The sequence below is a fragment of the Rodentibacter trehalosifermentans genome (genome assembly GCF_002000545.1).
Taxonomy (GTDB): Bacteria; Pseudomonadota; Gammaproteobacteria; order Enterobacterales; family Pasteurellaceae; genus Rodentibacter; species Rodentibacter trehalosifermentans.
Map to the genome: position 1 here is coordinate 35,772 of NZ_MLHL01000046.1, position 16,078 is coordinate 51,849.

Below are 16,078 nucleotides of genomic sequence, written 5' to 3' on the forward strand. Positions count from 1 at the left end.
GTCTTTTCATTATTCTACAATCGCTAAAATATCGTTTTCAGAAATGATTAACACTTCTTCGCCATCGATTTTTTCGCTTTTCACGCCATAACCTTCGTTAAAAATGACGGTATCCCCCACTTTCACATCTAAAGGTTGAACCGTGCCATTTTCCAAAATACGGCCTTTTCCTACCGCTAAAACTTTTGCACGGGTTGATTTGGTTGCTGCAGAACCGGTTAATACAATCCCGCCTGCAGATAAGGTTTCCACTTCTTCACGTTTAATAATGACACGATCATGTAACGGACGAATATTCATTGGTTAATTTCCTTCTAAAGTTTGAAATGCGTTTACTATAATAGGGTGCAAAATTCCCCTTTCAAGGGGAAAAGCAAAAAAATTTTCCCTTAAAAAAACTAATGCGAAAAATGAAAATATGTCGTGATAGCCCATTTTAAAATTGTGACCTAGATCAATTTTTTTCCTGTAGGAATTTTTATAATAGCCACGAATTAACTAACCCAAAGAGGTGAATAACAATGACACAATTTAGAACAGAAGTGGATTTACTCGGTGAACGTGAAGTGCCTGCCAATGCTTACTGGGGCATTCATACATTAAGAGCGGTTGAAAATTTCAATATTTCGAATGTCACCATTTCTGATGTACCGGAATTTGTCCGTGGAATGGTCATGGTGAAAAAAGCCACTGCCCTTGCCAATGGTGAATTAGGTGCGATTCCGGCTGACATTGCCAATGCGATTGTGGCTGCTTGCGATGAAATTTTAACCACAGGAAAATGTTTGGATCAATTCCCTTCAGATGTGTATCAAGGGGGAGCCGGCACCTCAGTGAATATGAACACCAACGAAGTGGTAGCAAACTTGGCGCTGGAAAAAATGGGTCATCAAAAAGGGGAATATCACCTTATCAACCCAATGGATCACGTCAATGCCAGCCAATCCACCAACGATGCCTACCCGACCGGTTTCCGTATCGCTGTTTATAACAGTATTCTGAAATTAGTTGATAAAATCCAATACTTACAAGAAGGCTTTGAAAATAAAGCAAAAGAATTTGCCAACATCTTAAAAATGGGCCGCACCCAATTACAAGATGCCGTGCCAATGACCGTAGGTCAGGAATTTAAAGCCTTTGCCGTCTTGCTTGAAGAAGAAGTGCGTAATTTGAAACGAACTGGCGAATTATTGTTAGAAGTGAACCTTGGTGCGACCGCAATCGGCACGGGATTAAATACTCCTCAAGGCTACAGTGAATTAGCCGTAAAACACCTTGCGGAAGTGACCGGATTGCCTTGCACCCCGGCGGAAAACCTTATTGAAGCCACTTCTGACTGCGGAGCTTATGTCATGGTTCACGGTGCATTAAAGCGCACGGCGGTGAAGCTCTCTAAAGTGTGTAATGACTTGCGTTTACTTTCTTCCGGCCCTCGTGCAGGTTTAAAAGAAATTAATCTTCCGGAATTGCAGGCTGGATCGTCTATTATGCCGGCCAAAGTCAATCCTGTTGTCCCTGAAGTGGTTAACCAAGTATGCTTTAAAGTAATCGGTAACGACACAACCGTCACCTTTGCCGCAGAAGCCGGTCAGTTACAATTAAACGTGATGGAACCGGTTATCGGTCAAGCGATGTTCGAATCTATCGATATCTTAGCCAATGCTTGCGTAAACCTACGGGATAAATGCGTGGACGGTATCACCGTTAACAAAGAAATTTGTGAAAACTACGTCTTCAATTCAATCGGTATCGTCACCTATCTCAACCCGTTTATCGGTCACCACAATGGTGATTTAGTGGGTAAAATCTGTGCAGAAACCGGCAAAGGCGTGCGTGAAGTCGTGCTTGAAAAAGGGTTGTTAACCGAAGAACAGTTAGATGATATTCTTTCTGTGGAAAACTTAATGAACCCAACCTACAAAGCGAAATTAAACAAATAGTTTCATAAAATAAGTAACTGAAGTGCGGTTAAAATCTTTGATGATTTTAACCGCACTTTTTTATAAGAATTAATTGGTTTTTAGTTTATTCCAATATTTTTCGTAAATATCTACGGCATCACCCACATCGCCTTGCATAATGCCTTTTTCCACTTCTTCTGAAGGAGGGAATAAGGTTGGGTCATTCACAAGTTCCGGGCTGAGCAAGGCTTTCACCCCTTCATTCGGCATTGAAAAGCCCATTCGTTCAATCACCACTTTGGCATTTTCAGGGCGAAGGAGGAAATCAATAAACTGATGCGCCCCTTCCACATTTTTTGCCGTTTTCGGGATGGTATAGTTATCCATCCAAAAAATTGCGCCCTCTTTCGGGTAGATAAATTGTAGGCTTGGATTTTCTTTATGGGCGAGATAGGCAGAGCCGTTCCAAATCATCCCCAGTGCCACTTCACCTTGCACATAAGGCACTTCCGGTGAATCGGAATTAAAGGTAATCACATTCGGCAATAAGGTTACTAAACGCTCATAAGCCGCTTTGATTTCTTCTTCGTTGGTCGTATTTGGGGATTTGCCATTAAGTAACAGTGCAATATGGAATACTTCACGGGCATCGCTTGTCATCAGCACTTTGTGTTTAAATTCGGGTTTCCATAAATCCGCCCAACTGGTGATACTTTTCGGGTCGATATCATCAGCATTAACTTCAATCCCGGTTAAACCGTAAACATAAGGCAGGGAGAATTTGTTTTCAGGGTCAAATTCTTTGTTCAGCAAGTGTTTTGGAATTTGTTTTAAATTCGCTAATTTGCTGTGATCGAGGGGCTGTAACATATTTTCCTTGATCATTTTATTGACATAATAGCTTGATGGAAACACCACGTCATAGCCTGATCCGGTGCTTTCCGTCAATTTTAATTTGGCATACATTTCTTCGTTGCTTTCAAAGGTGGAATAAATCACTTCCACACCGGTTTCTTTGGTAAATTGTGCAACGAGTTCAGGTGGGACATAATCCGTCCAGTTATAAACATAAAGTTTGTTGTTGGCAAAAGCGGATGCTGCAAAAAGTGCGGTCACAGAAAGGAAAAGATTTTTGAGAGTACGAACAAGGGATTTTTTCAATTTATTGACCTCCTATGGGTGATAAAATAAAAAATGATAAGTAAAAAATCGCTCGGTAACTTTCATTACCGAGCGAAGTTTATCAATTACCAAACATATTGTACACCTGCGCCAAGCTGATAGGTATTACGGGTTTGGCTTTTCAGTGAATGCTCCAAATGGGTATGTGCATAGAATGAAAGATTGTTTGTTGCATTCCATTGGAACTGTAATCCCACATCTAACCACGTTTGAGCATAATCTTCCCGATAATCACGGTTACCGATTTTCACCGATTTATTGTGCAGGAAATCGTGCCAAACATTTGTCGTCAGAGCAAACAAATAGGCTTCATTTCGGAAATTAAGGCTTGAACCTAATCGTCCTCGTAAGCCTGATTGGTTATGGAATTGAATATTAAGATGTTTATCGTACAGATCTTTTAAGTACAAGTGTTGATAAATTAATTGGGTTTGCGGTTCCAATGACCAATTTTCATTAAGATGGAAAGTTTGTCCTATTTCTGTCGAAATTAAGGTGGTCATATCATCTTGACTGAGCTTACTTCCTTCTCTTGGGCGATATTCATTACGTAAATAGCCTACTTGTCCGACAAGATCGAGATAAGATTCATTTTGCCAAAAGATTGAATGATAAAGCCCAAATAATCCGGCTTTGGTTTTTCCTTTTCCAGTGTGTTTATCACTAACGATCCGCCCATTTTCGGCACGGAATCTATCGGAAAAATTAAGGTGATTATAACCAAAAGTGGCATAAATCCCTGTTTGTTTGGTGACTGAATCTTGGGTATTGATATCTAAATCCACACCAATTTGAGCAAGGTATTGGTTTTGTCTATGATTAAGACGATTTTTACCTTCAACTTTCAGATATTTGCTGACAACCCGTCCCCAAACACCGTTTTGAGCAGATGCTTGCGGATTGACTGTGCTACCACGCCGTTTCGCTAAGGTATCAATAGCACTGTAACCCAACTCCATATTGGTATAAGGCATTTGAATATAAGTAGATGAGGCTGCTGTTCTAATCTCCTTATTAGGTTTCGGCTCAAGTGCCTCAAGTGTCCAGTAGTATTTATTACCAATTTTCACTAATTGTGCTTCGCCGGCATTCAATGTGTCTGATTTCCCAACAAATGCTAATCCATTATGATCTTTTTCAGCGATAACAACGGGAGAGGATGTTTGTTCCTGAGCCGTTTTTTCAATATCACCAAAAATCCCTGTTTTAGTTTTGACGATGGTCGCACCGAGTGAGGTATCAATATGACCTAGCACGTGCAAAATATCACTGCCTGATATATTTGAATCTTTATTCCAAACCGTATCTACAAGCAATGTTCCACCGGAAGTATAGTGATTAACAATAAAATGAGTGAAATTGGGTTGATTTGAGCCATCGGCTAAATCAAGGGTGCCTTGATGAAGAAAGGTTCTTTTTACAATAAAGTTCTCATTACTCAGCCAATTATCATTGCGATCATCTATCTCAAGATCAGATTTAATTCTTGATACATCTAGCCTATTTTCATCAAAAGGTTGCTTGTACCCAAGATGACTAAGCGAAAGCGTACCCTTTTTCAAAAGGGTTAAATCACGCAAGCTAAAACGATCAAAGGTTGATTGATCGGTCAGTGATAAAGTGCCTTGTTTAATAGAAACATTCGCATTTTTCGCTTGCCCTTCTCGCCCAATCCCATGATTAAGCAATTCTATCTTCATATTTTCCGGGGCATTATATTCAATCGTGCATCTTGAACATTGATACAACGGGAAAATAATCTGATCTTCTTTCAATTTATTAAAAATTAAACGGACGGGATAACTATCGCCCGGACTACTTGCTATCACACCATGTGGAAGGTTAAATTCACCTGCATTTTTGTGATCATCACTCCCTATTTTTAGGGTTTTATGAATAGTTAGAGTGTGATTGAGCACATTTAAGTAGCCTTGGTTTTCAATATCTGTGAGCGGTTGACCGGGGAGGGTGAGTGTGCCGCCATTTAGAAGGGTGATTTTATCTGTGCGCGCAGGGGTGGCGATTCCCCCGCTATAAGTAAGTTCTGAACCTTTTCCATCAATGACAATAAGTGTTTTTTCGTTTCTATCCCCAGCTAGATTACTACTTGAGGAATAAGGATCATTTATTCCTACCTGTATCACTTTTGCACCGTTGGTGATATGAAGTTCAGCATTCCCACGACTGTCCCCAAGGAGAATCGCATTGCCTACTTTCAAAATGCTACCTTCGCCATCAACGATTAATTTTCCATCACCGTTTTTTCCATAACCCACTGTCACACTTCCATTGGTGCGATATCTTCCTTTCCCGGGATAACCAAGTATGCTAACTTTGCTCCCCTTATTGATAGTCAGTTCAGCTTTATCTTTTTCACCAACAATTAAATAGTTATAAAAATGAAATCCCTCCTCATCTTTTGACGGATTATCAATGAATGCTTCAATAGCATCTATTGAACCGTTTTTTATTACATCAGCGTAGCTTAAGCAGGGAAAGATAGAGATAAGAAAAAAAGAGATTTTTTTCATCATTGTGATTCCTTAACAAAATAGACGATAGACAGTTTGTGTTTTATATTTGTTAAGCTGTTAAGCTGTTAAGCTGTTAAGCTGTTAAGCTGTTAAGCTGTTAAGCTGTTAAGCTGTTAAGCTGTTAAGGTTAAGCTGTTAAGCTGTTAAGCTGTTATAAATCACAAATTTCGGCATAATAGCTCAAAAAATATCCTAATGAAATCCGACCACTTTTCGCAAAGGATTTGACATATTTCCCCATAAGCGTAAGATTTCGCCGGTTTTTATTAACGAGAGGTTTTATGCTCACTTTTGCTCATCAAGAACACGTTTCCTCCTACTATTTTGATTCCCGCAATCAAGATTTCCAACTCCCTCCTTTAACACAGCTTGAACGGGCTGATGTTTGCGTTATCGGTGCCGGCTTTTTTGGGCTATCTGCCGCATTGGAACTGGCAGAGAAAGGGAAAAAAGTCGTGGTATTGGAAGGCGCTCGGGTGGGCTTTGGCGCTTCCGGTCGAAGTGGTGGGCAAGCGATTAATGGGTTTGAAGAAGGCATTGATGAATATATTCATCAAGTCGGCTTTGAGAAAGCCCGTAAGCTTTGGGAAATGTCGTTGGAAGCCATTGATATTATTGATGAACGCATCGCAAAATACGGTATTCAATGCGACTGGAAAAAAGGCTATGCGACCCTGGCATTGAACCATCGCCGTATGGATGATCTGATTGAAATGGAAAAAGCCAGCCACAAAAATTTTGGCTATCAAAATATGCAGCTTTGGGATAAAGCGAAACTCAAACAGCATTTAGGGAGCGATATTTATGTAGGGGGCTTATACGATAGCCATTCCGGTCATTTACATCCTTTCAATTATTGTTTGGGGCTAGCGAAAGCCTGTTTAGATCTTGGCGTGCAGATTTTTGAACAATCACCGGTGGTGGATCTTATTGAAAAAAGTGGTTGTATTGAGGTGAAAACCGACCAAAGTGCGGTCATTTCGCAAGATGTTATTTTAGCCACCAACGCTTATATTGATACGCTCCCTAAATCTATTCATCATGGTATTAACCGAAAAATTATGCCGGTGGAAAGTTTTATTATCGCCACCGAACCCCTCAGTCAAGCGATGGCAGACTCGGTGATTAATAATGGGATGTCTGTGTGCGACAACAATTTATTGCTTGATTATTACCGTTTAAGTACGGACAACCGCCTGCTTTTTGGTAGCGATTCCAGCTCGGAAAAAGATATGGTCGCCATTATGCGACAAAATATGTTGCACGTTTTCCCTCAATTAGAGGGGGTGAAAATTGATTACGGCTGGGCAGGCCCCATTGATATGACGATGAATTCTACCCCCCATTTCGGGCGAATTTCTCCGCATATTTATTTTGCACAAGGTTATTCGGGGCATGGTGTCGCCTTAACTGGGTTGGCCGGTCGCATTATTGCGGAAGCCATTTTAGGCAATGACGAACGCCTGCAAATTTTTGAAGGATTAAAAGTCCCTTCTGTTTACGGTGGGAAATGGGTGAAAAATTTAGCTACAAAAATTGGGGTGAAATACTATCAATTTTTGGATAAGTATCGTTAAAAACAGGGTTGAAATTGACCGCACTTTAATAGATCTGATTTAATGTGCGGTCATATAAGCTTTAGTTTAATTATATATACAGCCTTGTAAATTCAGGTATGCAGCGTTGGTGTTTATTTCCTCGTTTTTCTAAAAATGAACTCTTAATCCTAAACTGATGACATAATCCGAATTATTTACAAAAGGCTGTTTTGATGATTTTCCTCCGTTATAGCGATATTTTGCCCCCTCAAGAAATGCGACGACTTGGCGATGTAACTTGTAATCTACGCCTAAAATAATTCCTTTTAATTTTCGTGTAGTGAAGTTTTCTTTACCATTTTTGATTGGTGATTGTGCTTTCCCCCACAAATAGCCAGCATAAATTTTACTTTTCGGATTAAATTGATATTTGGCAGCAACGAGCCATTCTTCCACTTGACGGAATTGGACATTGCTTTGTTTGTTTTTGACCTCGACTTTTTGTCCTCGCCAACCAAAACCATATTGTTGATGATAGCGGCGGCGACCGTAATCCAAGCCCACCGAAAAATCGTGGTAGGTTAATCCTAATCCCAATCCTAATGCCCGCTCGACATTGGTTTCTGATTTCCGTTGACGACTAGCCCCCACTTTCGCATCAATTTTCCAATCTTGAAAAGTATTATTGAAAAATAGTGCTAAAACATAACCATTGGTGTTCGGTAACGTTTTTACTTGTCCACTTTTATCTACGGTTTGTTTACCGCTTTCACCAAAAATATAATCTGCTCCGACTTTAAAACCGTAGAACTCCCTTGATGTGAAATGGATGACCTGATCTGCCCGTTTAATCACTTTTTTTACATCAGTTAGGTTATAGCTGTAATCTGCAGCACTGAGTAAATCACCATTAGTAATTTGTTTACCAAAAGTGAAAGTGCCCAGTGGTTTATATTGAAAACCAGTGTAAAGATAGCGAGTGTAGAGAGAACTCCCTGTTTTTTTATCGGTAAAACGCATTTCGACATAACCAAGTGCGGTTAAATTTTCACTCATTTTATGGTTTATCCGCAAACGAATGCGTGAGCCATTATCGTCTAAATCGGTGCGTTCGCCTTGTTTATGGTGTAGTTGGAAGCGGAGCGAACCCCCTAAATCAATTCGAGAGCCCTCTTCTTGATAGATAGGTGCGGCAAAAGAGTAAGGGACAAGAGCTGAAGTGAATAAAAATAAGCCTAATTTTTTCATCATATTTACCTTATAAAAAGCGTATCAAATCCCTTCCCCGTTTGTTTTTAAACGGGGAGAGATGATTGAGAAATAGTGAATTTAATGATTATTGGAAACGTTGAAAATCACTGAGCGTGAATAATCCCATTGAGCGGGCAACATTGACATAAGTATAGAGCGCTTCAATCTGTTTTTTCTCAGCACTTGGTGCGCTCCCACCGCCAACGCCATCAATTTTGAGTGGATAGCCCACATAATCAGCGTAACCTTTTAATACGGCGGTAGCTCTTGGGATATGAAGTTGTGTTCCGATACCAAGAACGGTATGCAGGTTATGGTGTTTAAACAGTTTTACCATACCAATTGCATTTCCCTGGGTATCTCGGGCAATCGGATCAAGTAAGAAACGATTTGGATTTACGCCATTTTCTTTCAGCCATTTTGCCATCACATCGGATTCTGCATAAGGCGTTTTGACCGGCCCTCCACTTAGTACCAATTTTGCATTTGGATATTTTTCCGCCATTTCTTTGGTTTTTTCTAAGCGTTGTAATAAGCCCTTTGATGGTGAACCGTCCGGATTGGGTGATTGCCCGAATACGGCAATAGCATCAAATTTCAATTGGGTTTGAGGTTGAGTGGAAAATGGCTGTTGTAGAATTTTTTCGGTGAAACGGAAAAAATTACGCATCGCCAGTGCCGCTTGTGGTGAACGTTTTTCTAAGGCATTTAAACGTTGATTGACTTGTTTTTCATCTTCCAAGGTTCTTGCTGCCAAAATACTGACTGCAAGGGCGTGTAGATCATCCGGTTTACGGCGTAGAATTTGATCTAACTGAGAAAGGGCTTGACGGTAGTCTTTATTGATGAGATAGGCTTCAGCTTGAAGTCGGTAGGTGTTAAGATAATCGGGTTTTTCTTTCACTTTTTGATCTAAAGAACGATAAAGTTTTTGCCATTCCCAGTGGCGGAAAGCTTTTACATCGTCTTTCAAATAAGGATCGTTTTCATAATCTTGAGCATATTTTACAACGAGATGCTCAATTGCCTCTCCTCGTCCAGTTTCTTTACCTTTAGGTGCTTCAACGACACTTGATAAAGTAAAACCAAGCGGTGATATATCCTGGGTATTTTGCATACATCCTGAAAGGGAAAGTGTCCCAATTCCGAATAAAAGTGCGGTAAAAAGTCGGCGGGTTTTAAACATTTTCATTGATGTCTCCTTAACGATATCAAATTTCAGTGATAATGAAAGATTATGGTTTAATCTTCTATTAACTATCGCTTTAAATGTTGTAATAATCCGGCATAAAAAAGAATTGATAATTAGGATTTTCACTTAAACAAAGTTGGCGTAAATCAAGCTGATGACCTGCAATTTGTTTAATAATATTCATCAACATTTTTAGCTTCTGAGTATTCTGGTTAATATTAAGATTAATTACCATAAAGATAATTTCACTATGTAAAGTGAAATCTTCACTATCTGAGAAATAGTGGATATCAAACTTTTCTTCTCTCGCCGATAAATTACAGTAAATACCTATTTTCTGTTTTTTAGATAAAATATCTAAGTAGAGATAGTGTTTGCCTTTTTCTAATTGATTTTGAATAGGAAATATATTGAGTTTATATTCTTTTGGAATAAGTTTAGGGGTGATTTTAGGTAAGGTTTTATCATATTGATAGGTATGGTAGAAAATAGTGGAAAGTGAACTCACATATTCATTTTCCTGCATATTATCATCAGCGTAATAGATAGGAGAGTAAGGAATATCCATATTTTTTCCATAGCTATTACATAAGTAGTAATCATAATCGAGATTTTTATTTAACTCTAATTCATAGAGCATCTTAGTATCAATTTTGAGTATTTCATTACTAAAATAGTTTTTTAAATTAAATTTGATTTGTTGTGTACTTAACCTACCATTAATTGAAATGATCGCTAGTTTGAGCTTCTTTTTACTTAACGCTATGCGATTGAAAATACCGGAAAGTATATCGAAAATAAAGTAATTCTCTCGTTGTGAGAATTGATAGTAATATTTTTGTTTAAATACCTTGTCTAAACGTTCAACAACTTTCAGTAACAAAGGATTAGATTGAATGGTATTCGTATTGTAAAAACCAAGATCCACATCATCCGATACGCCAAGTGAAATTTTCACTGTAATTGGAATGAGTAATTTAAACAGATCCTTGAAACCAGTGTGATCCCTTGAAATGTCTACATATAAAATAGCGGCGATCTCATTAAAAATAAACTGATGAATTTCAGTCGTTTGCTTGATGAGATTGTTGTAATTTTCTTTACTACAATCTGCATAACGATAAAGATCATTACTCATAATGAGAACATAAGTGAGAAAACGTATAATCTCCGGAGAGAATAAAAGGGGCATTTTTTCCTGTTTTAGATTTTCACTCAGTTGAGTTAAAAATAAATATTCTTTTGTCTTTTTATAATGGAATGGCAAAACAGGGAGATCAATATAATAATCTTTTTGCTGATCGTATTGATGATAAAAATAAATCAGATACAACAAAAATCGCTCTGCATAGATGTCAGAAAGCAAAATTTCAGATTGAATTAATGTTTTATTTAATATAAGACGAATTTTTTCTTTTTTAGGATGATTAAAAAGTTGATTGAATTGAGGTATGAAAAAGTTTGGTTTCGTTTTATAGTTAAAATATTTATACATTCTCACCGTAAGCATGATTTTCTTAAAGGTTGCACCTTCAATTTTTATACCATAATAAGGTTTGCTCACTAATTTTAGATCATACTTTTCGAGTGTTTTTCTTACTTGATAGAGTTCTTTGCTTAACGAACTGTTAAAACTTAAAAAGAGAGCTTCTTGTAATTGCTCAATTTTAATATAGTGCTCGCTGGAAAGTAATTGGCGTAGAATATAGTTAACTCTATGTTCAAATTTATTATTGATATTAGAAAGTTGTGAGATTTGAAAGTGGGAAAGTAGGGCGTTGGCTAATTCATCTTGTTCGATATGCAATTTATAACCATAAGCCGCTTTAGAAAAAATAGAAATTTGATATTTTTCTAATGCTTCTTTTAAATATTTAATATCATTTTTTATTGTTCGGCTACTTACTTGTATTTCACTTGATAACTTTTCACTGTTGATATGTTGGTTATTTCTTAATAGCAGTAGAAAGATCGCTTTATACCTTTTATTTTTATCTAATATCCTTAAAATTTGACTAATATCCATTTAATTCCCTTTCTTTAATGTATTAAGGCTGTCCGAAATAACAGCCTTTATTTAATCTAATCAAATGATTGATTTATAATTTCAGTCAATTTTGTTTCAATATCCGAATATGCACAAAATCCCAGTTCATTTTCTTTGCATTGTTCAAAATGAAGTTGAACGGACTGTGGTGGAGTGGCCAGTGTTAGTGCTTGATCTTGCTGAATTTGTTCAATACTTTGATAAACATATTGTGTATTTACCCATTTTGTATTGTTCTTTTTATCCCGCCATATTTCAAAAAAGACTTTCCCTCCAATTGGAGTCGATTCATACTGATTTGGCAAGCGGTATGATTTTACCCCTAATGCACCGAGTAGGGTAATAATATTAGTATCATGTCCGACCAATAAACTCATTGTTCGTTGGGAATTGTTCAATTCTTGCTGCATAAATGTGGCTAAGGGTTGGGCAAGGTGGCTTGCGATGAATTTTTCGCCTCGTAACACGGTGAAATATTCATTTTTAATTTGATTGATGATTTCCCATTTTTCTGGTGTTAATTGGCTAAGCATTTTCGATGAAGTTGGGTTTGCATAGAGTTCAATTAATAAATTATCTACGATACTTTTCCCTAGACGTAATGTTCCCGATACCCCCACTTCTTTTTCTTTTTCCACTTTCAATTTTCCTTCTTCGGAGAAAAAAGCGCAGTCGCTTTTGCCTTTGCAATGCGGGGATTGGGCATAATCAATCACCTCACTAAGCACTTGATATGCTGTTTGTAATTTTTGATGAGTTTGTTTTAACGGAATGCGGGAAATGACCGCTTGTTTGAAGGTTTCGCTATCATTACGCACAATTGGATTAAATACCGGATCCATTGTGCCAAGGGCTCTATTGTTTACCGGCTGAATGCCACAGCCGGGGAATAGCCCCAATGTTAATGCCTGGCCTGTTGCTAAGGTTCGTTGAAGGCTATTGGTATAAATCAACACTTGTTCAGGTGGTAAACATTGGTTGATTTTTGTTAAACCTTGTTGATTGAGGTAATCTCGAATATAACGCCCGAATTTAACTTCCAAGTCAGCGCCTTTAGACATTAATTCTCCCGGGGCTTCTTGCCAAGCCGTCCATTGATAGGGGGTAACTTGTGTGAGTTGACTATCCGATTTGATAATCGGCGTTCTGACACCGTGTCGGCTAAAAATAAAGATTTTTTCCAGCTGATAGTCGGTTGTTGGCGTAGTATATACAGCGCTTACGGCATAATTTGATAAAAAGCTCATAGCGCAGAGTAGCAAAAGACATGATTTTTTCATGTTAGACCTCAGTTATTGAGTAGTGCGGCATAACGCAAAAATATCGGCAAAATTGACCGCACTTTGAGAAGATATGACCTGATTATTCAAGATAATCTGCTTGTAATTGAAGAATTTCAGCCTTACTGATACCAAGTTGTTGTTCAGTATAGCGTTGAATTGAACCATATTTCTGTTCAATGGTATCAATCGACATTTCAATGAATTCGGGTTTGGTATCAATGAGTGAGTAAAGATAGTTCAATACTTCTTGATCTTGAGTGAGTTGACGGTAAATTGCCATTTTTTGACGATTACGTTCCAAGCGATTGATATGGGTCAGCATATAATCATCAATAATTTGATTTTTATCGACCCCTAAAACCCCTAGCAATAACATAGCGCCAAAACCGGTGCGATCTTTTCCCCCTCGACAATGTTGTATAAAAGCCCCCCCCTTTCAGATGAGCGGCAACTTTTAACATTGAAGCAAAAGCCTGTTGACATTCTGGTTTTTCCACAAAATTTTTGTATTGTTTCATCACAATATCATCATAATGTACCAAACAACCATTTTGTTTCTGCTCAATAATTTTATTCACCAAATTTTCATTTTCATTTTCTTTTGATGAGGTGAATTGTGCCGCCAATTCTGCTGTGTGGGCATTGGGATCAAATTGGTAAATTTTCTCTGCCCCTATCACCTTATTGGGATATTTAGCAATTTCATTTGGACTGCGATAGTCGATCACTGCCTGAATATTCAGGGGTTTTAGCATTGCTATCCCATTTTCAGTCGCATTGTATAAATGATCGGAACGATAAAGCCGTTGCCATTTGACTTTTCGGTGATCTTGGGTGAGATAGCCCCCCATATCACGAAAGTTATTCATTCCTTCTATGGGGAGAGTTCGTAATTGGGCTTGTTGTTGTAAATTTGCCGTCATTTTACTAATACTCCCAAATAGACAAGGGCAATACAGAGGAGCATTGTGCCAATAATCAGTGTGGCGGCATATTTACCATTGGTTTTCTTCAGTATTGAATAAATACCGACCGTGACTAATAGGCTAAACAAACCTGGCATCACTTTATCAAACATTTCTTGGAGTTTGATCGTATTTTCACCCACACTAAATTCGACACCGAATTTCACCCTTACAACGGAGGCGATGAGTGCGCCGATAACCATTAGCCCCACAACGTTCGCCATATTACTGATACGTTGCAAAATATTGCTGTTACCGTTAATCATATCCATCCCTTTATGGTAACCATAATGGATACCATAATATTTGGAGGCAACATTGACAATGTTGTAGAGCAAGAACATTAAAATGGGGCCCAACAGGCTACCGTTGAGTGCGAGTGCTGCACCGATACTGCCACAGATAGGTAACCAAGTGAATTTCAAAATACTATCACCCAATCCCGCTAGCGGGCCCATTAAACCGGTTTTTATTGCGGTGACGGTTTCTTTTTCATTTTCTTGAGTAGATTCTTCCACCGCAGCCGCAATACCTAGAATTAAGGCATCTGAATTGACGTGGCTATTAAAGAATTTTAAATGGCGTTTCATTGCCTCGACTTTCTGCTCTTTAGGTTTATCTTGATAAAGTCGTTTTAAAACAGGAATAAAACTGGATAGAAAACCGATAGCCTGCATAGATTGATAATTATTGGTGACATTGAGTAACTGCATTCGCCAAAAGACTTTGTTTAAATCCTGTTTAGTAATTTTGTGTGAAGTTTGCTGGGTCATAGATCATAGTCCTCATCATTCGTATTTTGATTGGAAGCTACCGTTTGAGTATTTTTATGAATGGCTAAGTCATAAATTAGGGCTAACGGTAAGGCAATTAGGGTGATCGGTAAGACGGATAATTTAAGATAAACGGCAAGCGTGAAACCTGCGACTAAGAAGAGCCAGAGTTCTGCTTTTTTCAACATCATTAACATAAGTAAACCAATACCGATAGCGGGAATGATTTTGCCGGCAACATTCAAACCGGTAATCATTTTACCCGGTAATTGCGCCACGATTTGTGCGATTAAATCCGCACCGAAATAGACAGCTAAAAAGGTCGGCACAGCACGAATTAAGAAAGCGATTATCATCGGAATATATTGGATCCGAAAAATTTTATCGAAATTTCCTTCTTCAGCCCAACGCTCTGCAATCGGGTTGAGGGCTACAATACCTGAGCGATATAAAATCAAAAGTTGCTGAGCAAGTAATGAAGTTGGAACAGCAAGGGCAATCGCCGCTTCTGTGCCTCCTGCGGCAATACCTAATGCCGTACCAATTGCAGTACCGGAAATCATATCCGGTGCGGAATAGGCACCAACATTCCCTACCCCCATCCACATCACTTCTAAGGTTGCGCCAATTAAAAGTGCGGTCTGTAAGTCACCCATAATTAAGCCGACAACTGTTGCGATCAAAAGTGGTCGTCTAATCATTTGCGTACCGATATCATCAATCGCACAAATGCCTGACCATAATGCAACGAAAAGTGCAGTTATCATTTAATCACCTCCGTTAAGTTTACTTTTTCATCATTGGGTACCATTTGAATGGTCACCGTCACCCCTTTATCCAAAAGTTGTTGAAAAGCCGAACGCTCTTCGTTAGTCACAGATAAAGCTTTCGTTAATTGGGTTCTCCCCTCTTGAAAACGCATTCCGCCAACATTTAGTTCATTAATAGGAACGCCTGCATTGACAGTTGATAACACATCAATACTGTTAGTGAAGAGCAACATTGTGCGTCTGCTGAGGCCCTTAGTTCGATAAATTTCTGCAAATTTCTCAATTGTCAGTACAACGACTTTAATTCCCTGAGGGGCAGCCATAGCTAAAATATTTTTTTGAGTTTGATCGGTCGCTAATTTATCGTTTAGCACCACAATTTGTTCTACTTTGAATAGATTGACCCAAGTGGTAACGACTTGTCCGTGAATTAAGCGATCATCAATGCGACTAAAGCAAATCATCTTCGTCCTCCTTTTTTTGTAAATCATTGAAATCTCGAATAGTTAATCCGTTTTGATAGGCTGTTTGAATAAGTGATTTCATTTCACCAAATGGTAAATCACGATTCATTAGTACATCGAGTAATAGGGGTAAGTTTAATCCGCAACAGACTAAAATATTTGGGGCTGAAGTAGATTA

General features: G+C 38.4%; 14 protein-coding genes. 2 read left to right on the top strand and 12 right to left on the bottom strand.

Annotated elements, in window-relative coordinates; all coding sequences use genetic code 11:
- Positions 1-9: 9 nt before the first annotated feature.
- On the bottom strand, positions 10-300 hold the full coding sequence (locus BKK52_RS08545) for a co-chaperone GroES (RefSeq protein ID WP_077419730.1): 291 nt from the start codon (positions 298-300) through the stop codon (positions 10-12).
- A 221-nt stretch (positions 301-521) separates the two neighbouring features.
- Here BKK52_RS08545 and aspA point away from each other — a divergent pair, with 221 nt between their 5' ends.
- The gene (aspA, locus tag BKK52_RS08550; RefSeq protein ID WP_077419729.1) at positions 522-1,940 is read left to right on the top strand and encodes an aspartate ammonia-lyase; all 1,419 of its coding nucleotides are present in this window, start codon (positions 522-524) and stop codon (positions 1,938-1,940) included.
- Positions 1,941-2,009: 69 nt separating this feature from the next.
- Here aspA and BKK52_RS08555 read toward each other — a convergent pair whose 3' ends face one another.
- Positions 2,010-3,062 (bottom strand): extracellular solute-binding protein, encoded by a 1,053-nt coding sequence (locus BKK52_RS08555; protein WP_077419728.1) that lies wholly within the window; start codon positions 3,060-3,062, stop codon positions 2,010-2,012.
- Between the two features lie 86 nt (positions 3,063-3,148).
- Positions 3,149-5,617: an autotransporter outer membrane beta-barrel domain-containing protein gene (locus tag BKK52_RS08560; protein WP_077478504.1), complete on the bottom strand. Its 2,469-nt coding sequence runs from the start codon at positions 5,615-5,617 to the stop codon at positions 3,149-3,151.
- Between the two features lie 281 nt (positions 5,618-5,898).
- Between BKK52_RS08560 and BKK52_RS08565 the strand changes: the two genes are divergently transcribed.
- A complete protein-coding gene (locus tag BKK52_RS08565; RefSeq protein WP_077478505.1) occupies positions 5,899-7,194 on the top strand; it encodes an NAD(P)/FAD-dependent oxidoreductase in 1,296 nt (431 codons plus the stop codon).
- A gap of 129 nt (positions 7,195-7,323) precedes the next feature.
- On the opposite strand, the gene BKK52_RS08570 is transcribed toward BKK52_RS08565, so the two are convergent.
- The 9 genes from BKK52_RS08570 to BKK52_RS08605 form a co-directional block, all read right to left on the bottom strand.
- Positions 7,324-8,406 carry a porin gene (locus BKK52_RS08570; protein WP_077478506.1) on the bottom strand — a complete coding sequence of 361 codons (1,083 nt, stop codon included), beginning with the start codon at positions 8,404-8,406 and terminating at the stop codon, positions 7,324-7,326.
- A gap of 85 nt (positions 8,407-8,491) precedes the next feature.
- Entirely contained in the window at positions 8,492-9,598 is a 1,107-nt protein-coding gene (locus BKK52_RS08575; protein WP_077478507.1) for a YdcF family protein, read from the bottom strand.
- Between the two features lie 73 nt (positions 9,599-9,671).
- A complete protein-coding gene (locus tag BKK52_RS08580; protein ID WP_077478508.1) occupies positions 9,672-11,624 on the bottom strand; it encodes a BglG family transcription antiterminator in 1,953 nt (650 codons plus the stop codon).
- 56 nt (positions 11,625-11,680) lie between these two features.
- Positions 11,681-12,925, bottom strand: coding sequence for a histidine-type phosphatase (locus tag BKK52_RS08585; RefSeq protein WP_077478509.1), 1,245 nt, complete (start codon positions 12,923-12,925; stop codon positions 11,681-11,683).
- Positions 12,926-13,007: 82 nt separating this feature from the next.
- Positions 13,008-13,304, bottom strand: a complete 297-nt coding sequence (locus BKK52_RS14070) for a tyrosine-protein phosphatase (protein WP_279626514.1) — start codon at positions 13,302-13,304, stop codon at positions 13,008-13,010.
- On the bottom strand, positions 13,273-13,851 hold the full coding sequence (locus tag BKK52_RS14075; RefSeq protein ID WP_279626515.1) for a tyrosine-protein phosphatase: 579 nt from the start codon (positions 13,849-13,851) through the stop codon (positions 13,273-13,275). The genes BKK52_RS14070 and BKK52_RS14075 overlap by 32 nt, the downstream gene beginning before the upstream one ends.
- Positions 13,848-14,666 carry a PTS system mannose/fructose/sorbose family transporter subunit IID gene (locus BKK52_RS08595; protein ID WP_077478510.1) on the bottom strand — a complete coding sequence of 273 codons (819 nt, stop codon included), beginning with the start codon at positions 14,664-14,666 and terminating at the stop codon, positions 13,848-13,850. Before BKK52_RS08595 ends, BKK52_RS14075 begins: the two co-directional genes overlap by 4 nt.
- A complete protein-coding gene (locus tag BKK52_RS08600) occupies positions 14,663-15,433 on the bottom strand; it encodes a PTS mannose/fructose/sorbose/N-acetylgalactosamine transporter subunit IIC (RefSeq protein WP_077478511.1) in 771 nt (256 codons plus the stop codon). The genes BKK52_RS08595 and BKK52_RS08600 overlap by 4 nt, the downstream gene beginning before the upstream one ends.
- A complete protein-coding gene (locus BKK52_RS08605) occupies positions 15,430-15,900 on the bottom strand; it encodes a PTS sugar transporter subunit IIB (RefSeq protein ID WP_077478512.1) in 471 nt (156 codons plus the stop codon). The genes BKK52_RS08600 and BKK52_RS08605 overlap by 4 nt, the downstream gene beginning before the upstream one ends.
- Positions 15,901-16,078 lie beyond the last annotated feature (178 nt).

What these genes read in the sequence shown, in the direction of transcription:
- BKK52_RS08605 (WP_077478512.1), bottom strand. Translation starts at nt 15,900, where the DNA reads ATGATTTGCTTTAGTCGCATTGATGATCGCTTAATTCACGGACAAGTC.
- aspA (WP_077419729.1), top strand. Translation starts at nt 522, where the DNA reads ATGACACAATTTAGAACAGAAGTGGATTTACTCGGTGAACGTGAAGTG.
- BKK52_RS08565 (WP_077478505.1), top strand. Translation starts at nt 5,899, where the DNA reads ATGCTCACTTTTGCTCATCAAGAACACGTTTCCTCCTACTATTTTGAT.
- BKK52_RS08600 (WP_077478511.1), bottom strand. Translation starts at nt 15,433, where the DNA reads ATGATAACTGCACTTTTCGTTGCATTATGGTCAGGCATTTGTGCGATT.
- BKK52_RS08575 (WP_077478507.1), bottom strand. Translation starts at nt 9,598, where the DNA reads ATGAAAATGTTTAAAACCCGCCGACTTTTTACCGCACTTTTATTCGGA.
- BKK52_RS08560 (WP_077478504.1), bottom strand. Translation starts at nt 5,617, where the DNA reads ATGATGAAAAAAATCTCTTTTTTTCTTATCTCTATCTTTCCCTGCTTA.
- BKK52_RS14075 (WP_279626515.1), bottom strand. Translation starts at nt 13,851, where the DNA reads ATGACGGCAAATTTACAACAACAAGCCCAATTACGAACTCTCCCCATA.
- BKK52_RS08580 (WP_077478508.1), bottom strand. Translation starts at nt 11,624, where the DNA reads ATGGATATTAGTCAAATTTTAAGGATATTAGATAAAAATAAAAGGTAT.
- BKK52_RS14070 (WP_279626514.1), bottom strand. Translation starts at nt 13,304, where the DNA reads ATGTTATTGCTAGGGGTTTTAGGGGTCGATAAAAATCAAATTATTGAT.
- BKK52_RS08570 (WP_077478506.1), bottom strand. Translation starts at nt 8,406, where the DNA reads ATGATGAAAAAATTAGGCTTATTTTTATTCACTTCAGCTCTTGTCCCT.
- BKK52_RS08595 (WP_077478510.1), bottom strand. Translation starts at nt 14,666, where the DNA reads ATGACCCAGCAAACTTCACACAAAATTACTAAACAGGATTTAAACAAA.
- BKK52_RS08585 (WP_077478509.1), bottom strand. Translation starts at nt 12,925, where the DNA reads ATGAAAAAATCATGTCTTTTGCTACTCTGCGCTATGAGCTTTTTATCA.
- BKK52_RS08545 (WP_077419730.1), bottom strand. Translation starts at nt 300, where the DNA reads ATGAATATTCGTCCGTTACATGATCGTGTCATTATTAAACGTGAAGAA.